This window comes from Vibrio sp. 2033 (genome assembly GCF_033339735.1).
Genome location: NZ_JAWOVC010000001.1, coordinates 39,864 through 53,342, shown reverse-complemented (window position 1 = coordinate 53,342; position 13,479 = coordinate 39,864). Strand labels below are relative to the sequence as shown.

General features: G+C 42.5%; 7 protein-coding genes. All 7 read right to left on the bottom strand.

Features of this window, described 5'->3' with window-relative positions:
- Window positions 1–5 precede the first annotated feature (5 nt).
- Window positions 6–2,126, bottom strand: coding sequence for a bifunctional 23S rRNA (guanine(2069)-N(7))-methyltransferase RlmK/23S rRNA (guanine(2445)-N(2))-methyltransferase RlmL (rlmKL, locus tag R7P74_RS00170; RefSeq protein ID WP_053350765.1), 2,121 nt, complete (start codon window positions 2,124–2,126; stop codon window positions 6–8).
- A 486-nt stretch (window positions 2,127–2,612) separates the two neighbouring features.
- A complete protein-coding gene (locus R7P74_RS00165) occupies window positions 2,613–3,155 on the bottom strand; it encodes a cell division protein ZapC (RefSeq protein ID WP_005377444.1) in 543 nt (180 codons plus the stop codon).
- A 168-nt stretch (window positions 3,156–3,323) separates the two neighbouring features.
- A complete protein-coding gene (gene pyrD, locus R7P74_RS00160) occupies window positions 3,324–4,334 on the bottom strand; it encodes a quinone-dependent dihydroorotate dehydrogenase (RefSeq protein ID WP_225472945.1) in 1,011 nt (336 codons plus the stop codon).
- Window positions 4,335–4,645: 311 nt separating this feature from the next.
- Entirely contained in the window at window positions 4,646–9,487 is a 4,842-nt protein-coding gene (locus R7P74_RS00155; RefSeq protein ID WP_086046766.1) for an NAD-glutamate dehydrogenase, read from the bottom strand.
- A 201-nt stretch (window positions 9,488–9,688) separates the two neighbouring features.
- Window positions 9,689–9,907: a DUF2835 domain-containing protein gene (locus tag R7P74_RS00150; RefSeq protein ID WP_005377440.1), complete on the bottom strand. Its 219-nt coding sequence runs from the start codon at window positions 9,905–9,907 to the stop codon at window positions 9,689–9,691.
- A 65-nt stretch (window positions 9,908–9,972) separates the two neighbouring features.
- Window positions 9,973–12,579, bottom strand: coding sequence for an aminopeptidase N (pepN, locus tag R7P74_RS00145; RefSeq protein ID WP_225472946.1), 2,607 nt, complete (start codon window positions 12,577–12,579; stop codon window positions 9,973–9,975).
- A 226-nt stretch (window positions 12,580–12,805) separates the two neighbouring features.
- Entirely contained in the window at window positions 12,806–13,471 is a 666-nt protein-coding gene (locus R7P74_RS00140; protein WP_062730582.1) for a hypothetical protein, read from the bottom strand.
- Window positions 13,472–13,479 lie beyond the last annotated feature (8 nt).

The following is a 13,479-nucleotide window of genomic DNA, read 5'->3' as shown; positions in this document are numbered from 1 at the left end:
TTATACTACGCGTGCGTTACTAGCCAACAGTTATGAATCTGTTTATTACGCGCAAAATCTAATGGTAACGTTTGAGAAGAAATATTCTGAGCCTTCAAACCCAATTCAGCGAGTGATTCTTCATCCATCTTGAAGTGACGTTTGTTATTTGAAAATACGATTGTGCCTTCACTTCTCAGTAAACGTTTGAGGTTCTTCATTAGCTTAATGTGGTCACGTTGTACATCGAATGATGTTTCCATACGCTTAGAGTTAGAGAACGTAGGTGGGTCAATAAAGATCAAGTCGTACTCACCTTTTGCGTTTTCTAGCCATTGCAAACAGTCCGCTTGTTCATATTTATGTTGGCGCCCTACACAGCCATTAAGCTGCATATTGTCTTTCGCCCAGTTCAAGTAGGTGTTTGACATATCGACAGTTGTAGTGGAACGCGCACCACCAACTGCAGCGTGCACTGTTGCACTACCAGTGTAAGCAAACAAGTTAAGGAAATCTTTACCCTGTGCCATTTCGCCAAGACGACGACGAGTGATCTTATGATCCAAGAACAGGCCTGTGTCTAGGTAGTCATGAAGGTTCACGATCAGCTTCACACCGTACTCGTTTACTTCGAGCGTCTCTGATACCTGACCTAATTTTTGGTACTGGCTTCGACCTTTCTGCTTCTCACGAACTTTCAGTACAACTTTGTTCGCTTCGACACCTGTCACCTGAATCGTCGCACGGATAATGTCCGTTAGACGACGCTTGGCTTTTTCTTCAGGGATGTTCTTAGGTGCTGCGTACTCTTGAATCACAATTTGATCGCCGTACACGTCGATCGCTACGTTATATTCTGGAAGGTCTGCATCGTAGATACGATAGCAGTCTAGTTTCTCTTTACGCGCCCACTTGCCAATCTTGCCAATGTTTTTCTTCAAACGGTTTGAGAAGTCTGGTGCGATTTGAACGTTAGTATCTGCACCTTTCACTTCATCAGCGCTGCGCTCGGCAATGCTGTAGTTCTTTTGGTGACACGGTAACGCACCATTGTTCAATTTAAACTGTTTATCAGCGCGCATACGAAGGCAACTCAAGAGCTCGTCTGAGCTAGAGAAGATAGATGCTTTACATCCGCCAAACTCAGATTTTAGCTGTCCACCGAATGCGGTATAGAGCGCAATCAGCCCCGGCTCAGTTCCTAGACGCTCACCGTAAGGTGGGTTTGAAACGATAACACCGTGTTCAAATCCTGCGGGACGAGTAATAGTTGCAGCATCACCTTGCGCAAACTCAATCAACTCTTCAACACCTGCTCTGCGGGCGTTTTCTTGAGCGACTTTTAATACTTTGGGGTCGTTATCGAATCCAAAAAACTTAGCGTCAACTTTCTTGACACCTCGTCTAGCTTGAACATTAGCCTCTGATTTAATCTCAGCCCAGGTCTCCGGTTCAAAGTCTTCCAAAACTTCGAAGCCCCATTGTTTGCGCTTAACGCCAGGTGCCATGTTGGCAGCCATCATTGCCGCTTCAATAAGCAAAGTACCAGAACCACACATTGGATCTAGTAATGGTTGATGCCCATCCCAGCCACAACGCATGATAATCGCAGAAGCAAGCGTTTCACGTAATGGCGCACGACCCGATTCTGGTCGATAACCACGCTGATGAAGACCACTACCTACCATGTCTACCCCAAGCAACGCTTTATCTTTATGCAAACGAACGTGAATACGAATATCTGGGCGTTCTTTGCTGATATTAGGACGTGGCAAGCCTTTATTCTCAAAGCAATCTACGATGCCATCTTTGACCTTCATAGCTCCGTATTGGCTATTTCTAATCTCACGGTTTGTGCCGTTAAAGTCCACAACAAAGCGTTTAGAGCTATGAAATTGGTTAACCCAGTTAATAGTGGAAGTGGATAGATACAAGTCCATGTCGTTGTTACACGTGAACTCAGATAAAACACGTACAAATCGAGACGCTAAACGGCTCCACAAACAACAGCGATAAACCTGTTCGTTTGTCGCTTTAAATTTTACGCCTGCCTGTACTGGTTTCGCATTTTCAATGCCTAGTTTAGTCAGTTCTTCAACAAGCAAATTTTCCATGCCATTTGAAGTTACCGCGAGATATTGATTCATAGTGTTCTTTCGCTGATAAAAAATGGCTTCAATTATACCTGACTTTACGATCAATGCCTCGTTTTTAAAGGTATTTTCCCACCCGTTAGTTCAAATCATCACCACTCAAATGATCTAAAACTTTCAACATCTTTAGTTTGAATGTTTTTCATTCATGAACGTATTTTGTTTCCTTTAGAAGAAGTGAATACTTATTTACATGCATTTTGGTATATACCAGTCGGGATTGATTGATGTAAATTACTTACAAATACCCTTTATAGGGGAATAAATAGGTTTTTTTTAGGCGCTAGGTTGCCTAATTAAAGGAGTAATCAAATTGAAATAAGTAAAATAAAAGTGACCAGCTTCATGTTTGCATGCATAGAAAACAAACAGTTTCATGGTCTTTCGGATTGGAGTGTCAGAGGAAAGGACAAAAAAAATCGACCCAATAAGGTCGATTAAGGCAAACAAAGGAACGAAATAAAGAAAAATTAAACAGCTTTAACCCACCATTGCCATAGGGGTCATTGCAAAGAGGTGGTTTGCACAAGCCATGCGATCATGCATTACTTTAATCGGCTGCCCAAATTGAAGCGCCTTATTGCCATCAAGAACAAAGGCTTCTTGGTTAACATAAGCACATAAGCTCGATGTTTCGCCTGGTTCTAGAACGATGAACATACCATCAGAATATTGATTTGTGAGAAAGACCATGTCCCCTTCTTGAGGTTCATAATCAGAGGACTGTGCATCGAAGAACCAGCTCTTAGGCTGTACAGGTTTATGAAAACGCTTTGCAGCAACACAATACAGTGTTAATTCAGCTTGGCGATATTCACTGATATCGAGACAGCGAATGCGCTCATTAAACGTTTGAAATGCGCTGGCGTCATCAACGGTAAATTCACTGTTTGAGAAGGCACAGTTAACCAACAATTTTCGGGATAGATTGGTTTGGAAAATCATTTCCTCCCCCAGATCCAGCATTAAGCAAGCTTTTTGCTCGTCAAAATACCAATTCCATTTGTCGCTGGGTTTAAGCATTATTCCGTTCTCTCTTGACTAGTTAAATCAGTGGTAAAGAGGTAAGACGCTTAATTACCTACTCGTGATTTTTAAATTCTACAAACGAACGGATAAAAAAAAAGAGGAAACAAAGTCCTCTTTTTTATGTAACAGGTACTGATTTTTCAGTAGTTTTTGATGTATATGTTAAAGATTCTTAACAATATCACGTACGAGACCTGGGCCGTGGTAAATAAAGCCAGTGTAGACTTGAACAAGTTTAGCGCCTGCCATGATCTTTTCTTTGGCTGCAACATAGGAATCTACACCACCAACACCGATAATTGGAAGTTTGTCTCCAAGCTCTTCATGAAGCTTACGTACGACCTCCGTAGAGCGTGATTGCACAGGGCGACCACTCAAGCCACCTGCCTCATTGGCGTGTCTCATCCCTTCTACGATCGTGCGATCCAAAGTTGTGTTAGTCGCGATCACACCATCTATATTGTTTTTCAATAAAGAATCGCAGATTTGGCAGATTTCATCGTCACTTAAATCTGGCGCAATCTTTAATGCTAACGGGACATACTTGTTGTACTTCTCTGATAACTCCGCTTGTTTCGCTTTTAATTCGGAAAGCAGTTCATCAAGCGCTTCACCATATTGAAGTGAACGAAGACCTGGAGTGTTTGGCGATGAGATGTTTACTGCAATATAGCCAGCATACTCATACACTTTTTCCATACAAATCAGGTAGTCCTCTGCCCCTTTCTCAATTGGCGTATCTTTATTTTTACCGATATTAATTCCGAGAACACAATTGAATTTTGCTCGTTTAACATTCTCGATCAAATTATCAACGCCTAGGTTATTAAAGCCCATGCGGTTGATGATCCCTTCTGCTTCCACTAAACGGAATAAGCGTGGTTTATCATTACCTGGTTGTGGTCGTGGCGTTACAGTGCCGACTTCGACAAAGCCAAAGCCCATGGTATCAAATGCTTCAATACATTCGCCGTTTTTATCTAAACCAGCCGCAAGACCAACAGGGTTACGGAATGTTAGACCCATACACTCAACTGGACGAGTTGGTAACTGTTGGCGGTAAAAGAGATCAAGTGGTGTGCCGTTAAAGCGTTGGAAGTTCTTGATTGCAAGATCATGTGCCTTCTCGGCATCGAGTTGGAAAAAGCCAGTTCTGGCTAGACGGTAAAGCATTGTGCCTCCGAAAGAAAAAAGCCCCGTATAAACGGGACAATATTATTTACCGTTTTTCATCGTAATTCAATGAAAATGAACGTAATAAGTAAAAACCTATATCTTTATAAGATTTTTAAATATAAAACAAACAATTACAATCAAGTTTCTGCGATAAAAATCGTAACTAACCGCTTAAAAGCAATCGATTTCACTCTGTTTTAATTTCAATTCAATGTGACAATGTAACTATTTTCGTTCCAAATGTGAATAATAGATAATAAAAAGCCCCGTTAAATAACGAGGCTTTTACTTATGACTTGATTATTCCACTACTCTTTCGATGAGCAGTTGAGGTTTAAAAGTACTAGCTCTCGAAGTGCTACAGAGAACTTAGCAAATTCGTGTACTGAGCCAACTTTGAACTCGTTTAAGATACTCTCCCAGCGGTGCAACGATTGCTCGTTAGTTTCAATCCAATCTTCTAACGCAGCCATCACGTCAAGCTCTTCGGTTGAGCAGCCACAAGTCAGTACCTGAGCGGTAAGTTGACGTTGTTGCCAGTCCAGATCTTCACGGAATGCCGCTCTTGCAAGTGCTTGCCAGTTGTTATCAACGGCTTGGCTATTAATTTGCTTCAAGAACCAATGCAACGATAAACGGTCACCCAAGTTAAAGTAGAGTTTCGATGCTTGCTCAACCGTTTTACCTGTTTCACTTGCTACTGATGAAATATCCAGTGCAGATTGTAAGCTTGATAAGCGGGCAACTTGGTGAGCGAGTTTCTCTTCAACCCCTTTCTCTATCCAACCTTGAGCCAACTCATTGTGTTCTTCAACTTCAGACTCAACTAACATAGTGTCTAGGGTTTCAGTGATAACATTGACATCTTGCTTGTAGATAGCAATCAACTCACCGACCGTGCATTTGCCGCTACGGTTACGAAGCAACCAGCGTGCAATTCGACGCAGTGCTCGGCGCACGTAAAACATAATTTCGTATTGAGCTTGCGCTGTCGCAACGTTATCAAGTTTGCGAGTTTGCTTGAGGATTGCTTCTAAATCAAAGATTTCTCTAGCCGCACTGTAAGCGTTGGCAATATCGACAACACTTGCACCAGTTTCTTCTTGCAAACGAGTAACGAAGTTACAGCCCATTTCATTAACCATCTGGTTAGCCAATGCTGTAGCGATAATTTCAGCTCGCAGTGGGTGATTAACCATTTGATCTTTATAGTTACGTCGTAACGCACTTGGGAAATATTCAACAAGTTGTTTTGCATGGAATTCATCATTTGCGATTTCATCCGTAACAAGTTGCTGTTTAAGTACCATTTTACCGTAGGCAACTAACACTGATAGCTCAGGGCGAGTCAGACCTAGTCCCTGTTTTTCACGCTCGATTAGCGTTTCATCATCAGGAATGTATTCGAGAGCACGGTCCAAGTACCCTGCTTTCTCCATAGTGTGGATGAATCGAATTTGCTCCTTAACAATGCCAACACCTTGCTGTTCAGTAACAGAGATCGACTCCGACTGACGGTAAGCATCATCCAAGACAATTTCACCCACTTCGTCTTCCATAGACTCTAGAATTTGGTTACGTTGCTTAACCGTAAGATCGCCATTTGAAACCAGTCCATTGAGGAAGATCTTGATGTTGACTTCATTATCCGAACAGTCAACGCCACCTACGTTATCAACGAAGTCCGTGTTCACTCGACCGCCAGTTAGTGCGTATTCGATACGACCAAGCTGAGTCATACCCAAGTTACCACCTTCGCCAACCACTTTGGCTCTTAAGTCACGGCCGTCAATGCGCAGCATGTCGTTAGCACGGTCACCAACATCTGTATGAGTTTCTGTCGATGATTTAACGTAAGTGCCGATACCACCATTCCAAAGAAGATCGACTTTCATTTTCAAGATCATCTTTATCAGATCGTTAGGCGCTAAAGATGCTTTCTTCGTACCTAACATTTTCTGAATTTCTGGCGTCAACTGGATCGATTTTGATCGACGAGAGAAGATGCCACCACCTTGAGAGATCAAGTCTTTGTTGTAATCTTCCCAGCTTGATCTTGGCAAATTAAACAAGCGGTTACGCTCTTCCCAGCTGCTGGCTGAATCTGGATTTGGATCAATAAAGATGTGCATGTGGTTAAACGCAGCTTGCAATCGAATATGCTTCGATAACAGCATACCGTTACCGAACACGTCACCTGCCATATCACCTACACCGATTGCAGTAAAATCAGTGGTCTGACAGTTGATGCCCATTTCACGGAAATGACGCTTAACAGATTCCCAACCACCTTTTGCGGTGATACCCATTGCTTTGTGATCGTAACCGTTTGAACCACCTGAAGCGAATGCGTCACCTAGCCAGAAGTTGTATTCTGCAGAAACAGAGTTTGCCAAATCTGAGAAGGTTGCTGTGCCTTTATCGGCAGCCACTACTAGATATGGGTCATCTTCATCGTGACGAACAACGTTTTGTGGTGGTACCACCTCTCCTTCAATGATGTTATCTGACACATCTAGCAGTGCACGGATAAAGCGTTTGTAACAACGCTGACCTTCCGCAAAAATTTCATCACGAGTGGTGAGAGATGGCTGGCGTTTACAAACGAAGCCGCCTTTTGCACCCACTGGTACAATTACAGTGTTCTTAACCTGTTGCGCTTTTACTAAGCCAAGAATCTCCGTACGGAAGTCTTCTTGACGATCTGACCAACGCAAACCACCACGAGCCACTTTTCCACCACGAAGGTGAACACCTTCAATATCTGGTGCGTAAACAAAGATCTCGAATGCAGGTACAGGCTGCGGAATCTCAGGAATATCGCTTGGCTTCATTTTCAAAGATAACCAAGGCTTAGGCTGCTTATTCTCGTCTACTTGGTAGTAGTTGGTACGAAGCGTCGCCATGATCATTTCAATATAACGACGAATAATACGATCATCATCCAAGCTCTCTACACGATCCAACTGCTCTGTTAGCTTTTTAATTAGATCGTTTTGGCCTTTCTCGCTGCCTTTGTGTTTCGGATCAAATCGCTTGGTGAACAGCTTGACTAGACCTGTCGCTAAGTCTGGGTAGTGGCTTAGCGTGTCTTCGATGTACTGCTGACTGAATGGGAAGCCTACTTGGCGCATGTATCGTGCGTAAGCACGAAGAATGGAAATCTCACGGCCAGATAACGACGCACCTAATAACAATCGGTTGAAACCATCACTTTCAAGATTACCCGCCCAAATGGCAGCAAATGCTTGTTGGAAACGATCACGAGCTTCACGAAGGTCAACGGTTTTCTCGCTCTTATGCAGCATAGAGAAGTCAAGGATCCAGAAAGTCTGCCCGTTGTTTTTCTCGATCTCATATGGCGATTCGCCAATCACACGCAAACCAAGGTTTTCCAACATCGGCATTACGTCAGAAAGGTGAATTGGTTCATCGCGATGGTATAACTTTAAGCGGACAGCTTTGGAATCTGCACCCTCTTCTTGAGGTCGGTAGAACAACATGCCAAGTTTATTATCATCACTTAACGCTTCTAAGCGCTCGATATCTGCAACCGCAGAACCTGGCATCATGTCCTCTTTGTATGAGCGAGGGAACGCACTCATATATTCTTTTGAAAGAGGAAGGCCTTTGCTTTCACCAAAGTTAGCAATGATGGATTCTTTTAGTCTGTCATCCCAAGAGGTAGAAACTTCCATTAGATTTTGCTCGATCTTTTTCACGTCTACGTCAATGTTGTTATTGTCTACACGAACAATGTAATGTGTTCTCGCTAGTGGGCTTTCTGAGAAGTACGTTGTAAATTCAACCTCTTGCTCGCAACCAAAGTACTGCTTAAGAATGCGTTGAGTTTGACGACGCAATTCTGTGTTGTAACGATCTTTAGTGACATAAACCATGCAACTGAAGAAACGACCAAATGGGTCTTTACGAACAAACAAACGCAGCAAGTCACGATCTTGCATTTGTACAACACCCATTCCCACCTCAAGCAGCTCTTCTTCATTAGCTTGAAGCAACTCGTCGCGTGGGTAGTTTTCTAAGATATTGTGCAATGCTTTGTATGAGTATGATCCGTGACGGTATCCACTTGCTTCAAGGATACGGTCAACTTTTTCACGGATCAGAGGAATACTTTGTACCGCTTGGTTGTAAACGGCGGAGGTATATAAACCAGTAAAGCGATGCTCACCTATTACTTTACCGTTTTCATCAAACTTCTTAATACCGATGTAATCAGTATAAGCCGGACGGTGGATACGAGATGCTTTGTTACCTTTGGTGATGATCAGAGCGTATGGTTTTTTCGCTTCTAATCGCGCTGAATCTGATAATTCAGAGAGCTTGACGCTACGCACGCGCTTGTCATCAGCAAACAGACCTAGTCCTTTTTCTTTAGCAGGAACAAGTTCGGTATCACCATTGACCTCTTTTAAGTCATAATCTTTATAACCCATAAAGGTAAAGTTATGATCTTCTAGCCAACGAAGAAATGCGATCGTTTCATCCATACGATCAGTTTGGATAGAAACACGATCTTTATTTTTCTCAAGTTCATCAGTAACAAACTTAAGCTTATCAACCATCTGCTTCCAGTCATCAACGACTAAGCGAGTATCAGATAGAATTCTTAACAGCTCTTCTTTAAGCGCTTGCATCTCGTCTTTACTAGTAAGGCGGTCTACCTCTATGTGGAAAAGTGATTGAAGAACACCACCCTCACCGTTTACGTCTGTAACTTGGCCTTTTTTATCACGCTGAATCTGTGTTGGGTTATTCAACATTAGGTGACAAACAAGATCCAAACGTGCTAAAGCCATTTTGACTGAGTCCACTAAGAATGGACTATCTGGAACAACAATTTCTACGATTGTGTGTGTGGATTGCCAGCCTTGACGACTTACGGTCGGGTTAAATACTCGAACCGAAATCTCTTCTGGTTTTTTTTCATTGATATGGTGCCAAAGACTAACGACAGCACCATAAAGGTCGGATTCGTTTCGCTGAATTAGATCATCATCAGCAATGTTACTGAATAAGTGTTGAGCAAGTTTAGTTACAAGCGTTTGGTGAGAAAGCTCGAGTTTGTCTTGAATCAGTTGGTAAACCTTTTCAAGCAGAACCGGCACTACATTTTCACGCGCGGTCATATTCACACTCCACATTAGAATTGTTGTTTTGTAGGGGGACTTAGTAGCTAGGTTGTTACCTTAGAAACTAAGCATAGGTAATGCATGTGCCCATTGTAAAAGCATAATTACAAATGTTTAACAACTAATCGTAGTGGTAAGAGGTGAAATGTCCGATTCTGTGACTAAGATTCCTATTTAACTCTCTGCAAATACAATACATCACAGAGTTTCTAACTTAAGAAACTTATTATTTTGGTCAGTTGTTAGTCTAAACTGGCCTCTAACGCCCAATTGACTAAGAAATGGTCTAAATCTCGCGGCGGGTAACTGCAAACGCAAACCGTTGTGTGTGACAACTTGAACAACACTTGCCGCACCAGAATAATGAGATAAAAACGTTTGATATGAAATGTTGAGATTGAAGTAGTAATAGTTCATGAAGTGAAAACTAAGTGACATAAACAAATAAGGTGGTCTAAATGACCACCCTATTGTGTTGTTTACTATTCGTCTAGTGCTTTAGTCACTTTTTCGAATAGATCTTTAGCAAGATTATCCATTGCTTTGAGCTTTTCAAGTTCTGCACGAATCATTGCTTGGCGAGCTTCATCGTATTTACGGAACTTAAGCAAAGGATCAATCATTCGAGAAGCTACTTGTGGGTTCGAATCATTTAGTTGGCGAAGAATTTCACCGGCAAACTGGTAACCTACACCGGATTTATCATGGAAACGTACAGGGTTCGCACTTAAGAACGAGCCAATTAAGCTGCGCGTACGGTTCGGATTTTTCAAACTAAATGCTTCGTGGTTCATGGTTGCTTTTACTTTTTCAAGAGCATCCTCTGCAGGATTGCTACCTTGAAGTGCAAACCACTTATCCATAACCAAACCATCGTGCTTCCATTTATCGCTATAATCAGCCATAAGTGCTTCACGACACTCGAGCTGAGCGTTATTTGCGGCACTCATCGCAGCAATCGTATCTGTCATGTTATTTGCAGATGCGTACTGCGCGTTGACTAAATCATTACCTTTTTCCGTATATGCTAGGTACTGAAGGCAACGGTTACGTAAAGCACGCTTGCCAATAGCAGCATGGTCGATCGTATACTCTGTTTGCTTAAGCGTGTGATAAGTCGCACTTAGCTCATCTTCTAATTCCTTAGAAAGTGACACTGTAATGCTGTTTAGCACTTTGTCTACGGCATCGATATCAATTTGCTGGTACCAACCAGTAATCTCATTGATTGAAGGCATAGAGAAAACTTGAGCAATGAAAGCTGGCTCAAGCGTTTCATCCAACAGCACACCGCGGAAAGCATCTATCACACCTTCAGAAAGCGATACTTCTTGTCCCGCTTGAATATTTTTCACATTCTGACGAATGTATTTAGCCAATAGCATTTGGCTAGCGTCCCATCGAGCAAAATCGTTCGTTGCGTGCTTCATCAAGAAGACTAACTCGTCATCGCTGTAATCGTATTCTAATTTGACTGGTGCCGAGAATTCACGCAACAAAGATGGCACTGGCTGTTCTTCGACATTTTCAAATACGAACGTTTGCTTATCTTGTTTAATATCCAGCACGTTATGAACAGATTCACCGTTAATCACCAGTGGGATAACTCGACCTTTCGAATCATACAACTCGATATCGAACGGAATATGCAGCGCTTGTTTTTCTGTTTGGTCTTGCGTCGGCTCCGTAAATTGCTCTACCGTTAGTGCGTAAGTTTTTGCATCAGCGTTGTATTCGCTATTTACGCGTAGCGTTGGTGTACCCGATTGGCTGTACCACAAACGGAACTGTTTTAAATCAACACCGGTGGCATCTTCCATTGCAGAAACAAAGTCTTCACACGTCGCGGCGGTACCATCGTGACGTTCAAAATAAAGTTTCATTCCTTTTTGGAAGCCCTCTTCGCCAAGGAGTGTATGGTACATGCGAATAACTTCGCTGCCCTTTTCATACACCGTTAGCGTGTAGAAGTTATTCATCTCAATGACTTTGTCAGGACGAATCGGGTGAGACATTGGGCTTGCATCTTCCGCAAATTGAGGACCACGAATAATACGTACGTTATCAATACGGTTATCAGCACGAGAGCCTAAGTCAGAAGAGAATTCTTGGTCACGGAATACGGTTAAGCCCTCTTTTAGACTTAGTTGGAACCAATCACGACAAGTGACACGGTTGCCAGTCCAGTTGTGGAAGTACTCATGACCTATCACAGCTTCGATGCCTAAATAATCACGATCTGTCGCAGTTTGATCGTTCGCCAGAACATATTTTGAGTTAAAAATGTTCAAGCCTTTGTTTTCCATTGCACCCATGTTGAAGAAATCAACAGCAACGATCATGTAAATATCCAGATCGTATTCCAGGCCAAAGCGTTCCTCATCCCACTTCATCGAGTTGATCAGCGATGTCATCGCATGACCTGCACGATCTAAGTTACCTTTATCAACAAAGATTTCTAAATCAACACTGCGACCTGACATCGTTGTATATTTGTCACGCAATACATCAAAGTCGCCTGCAACAAGGGCGAACAAGTAAGCTGGTTTTGGATGCGGATCCTGCCATTGAACCCAATGACGACCGTTCTCTGCATCACCTTCTGCAATTCGGTTACCATTGCTCAGCAAATATGGGTAAGCCGCTTTATCTGCGATCACTTTTGTTGTGTATTTTGCTAGAACATCCGGACGGTCTAGATAGTACGTGATACGGCGGAAGCCCTCAGCCTCACACTGAGTACAAAATGCGCCGCCTGATTTGTACAAACCTTCGAGTGCTGTATTCGCTTCAGGATCAATTTTGGTGACGATTTCAAGTTCAAACTCGGATGGAAGATCGGTCAGTACCAGCGATGACTCCTTCACCTCGTGATGAGCCCAATCCTCACCATTTACTTTTACAGCGCGTAGCTCAAGCCCTTCGCCATCGAGTTCTAGCGTTGTTGTATCGCCTTTTTGAGCAACTTTTGATACCGCCGTAACGATTGTGTCATTGTCATATAGATCAAAAGTAAGATCGATATCAGTAATCGCATGAGATGGCTCTTTATAATCTTTACGATATTTGGCCAGGGGAGCTTGAGACATGAGCATAAATCCTTGTATGTCGAACAACAAAAATACCAGACTGCATGATCAAAAATGCAGTTCTGGTATCACTATATAAGCTATTTGTAGGGGTTGTGGTATCAGAATACAAGTCTTTCCATCAAAAAACGGAGCTTTTAGTGCTCTAGCTCCGTTTTTTGATTAACATTTAAACAACATTAATGACTTACCGTACGCACGCGTAATTTGGCGCATGTTAAAGGCATCATGGCGTAACTCTATTGAGTACGGCGTACATATCACCATTGGAATCTTCGATCGTTAGCTCATTCTTGTTGAGCTTATACGTGGTTCCATGCTCGCCATTTTCATACAGCAGAACCAAAAACTCATCTTCTGTGTAAAACACACCTTGTTTGATGGACTCATCCCCTTCTTCGTTCGAAACCCTAAACATGAACACGAAATCAGGTTGAAGTATCAAATCCATCTGATTAATGTTGTTAGCCACAAGACCGTCGCCAGATACGTGAGAGCTAGACCAAATACCTGCAAGTGAATTAGATAATCCTTTAGTGAACGTTACACCATTAAGATCAAGCGTATTATGGTTGTTGCGATAGGCATAAATTTGAGGCTCGTCGGTGTTTAAACCAAGAACGATTGTGTCTTCATTTGCATTATACAGCCCTTCCCAATGGTCAACGGAATAGTCTTTCTTTTGAATATCAATAGAAAAGCTGTAGTCAGAACCTAATGAGAGTTTGATCGCGCGAAAGTTTTCAGCCGACTCTTCGGGGTTTGGGTTCATTAAATACCAGTCTCCGATGAGAAACGGCGTGTCAAAGTGACTTAATTCATCTTCTCTGGTGTTTTCTCCACCAACCACACTAAAGCAGCAAAAGCTAAGTAAAATAAAGAACCACTTCATATCGGCAT

Coding starts and splice junctions, on each gene's coding strand:
- rlmKL (WP_053350765.1), bottom strand. CDS start 2,126: ATGAATCAATATCTCGCGGTAACTTCAAATGGCATGGAAAATTTGCTT.
- R7P74_RS00165 (WP_005377444.1), bottom strand. CDS start 3,155: ATGCTTAAACCCAGCGACAAATGGAATTGGTATTTTGACGAGCAAAAA.
- pyrD (WP_225472945.1), bottom strand. CDS start 4,334: ATGCTTTACCGTCTAGCCAGAACTGGCTTTTTCCAACTCGATGCCGAG.
- R7P74_RS00155 (WP_086046766.1), bottom strand. CDS start 9,487: ATGACCGCGCGTGAAAATGTAGTGCCGGTTCTGCTTGAAAAGGTTTAC.
- R7P74_RS00150 (WP_005377440.1), bottom strand. CDS start 9,907: ATGAACTATTACTACTTCAATCTCAACATTTCATATCAAACGTTTTTA.
- pepN (WP_225472946.1), bottom strand. CDS start 12,579: ATGTCTCAAGCTCCCCTGGCCAAATATCGTAAAGATTATAAAGAGCCA.
- R7P74_RS00140 (WP_062730582.1), bottom strand. CDS start 13,471: ATGAAGTGGTTCTTTATTTTACTTAGCTTTTGCTGCTTTAGTGTGGTT.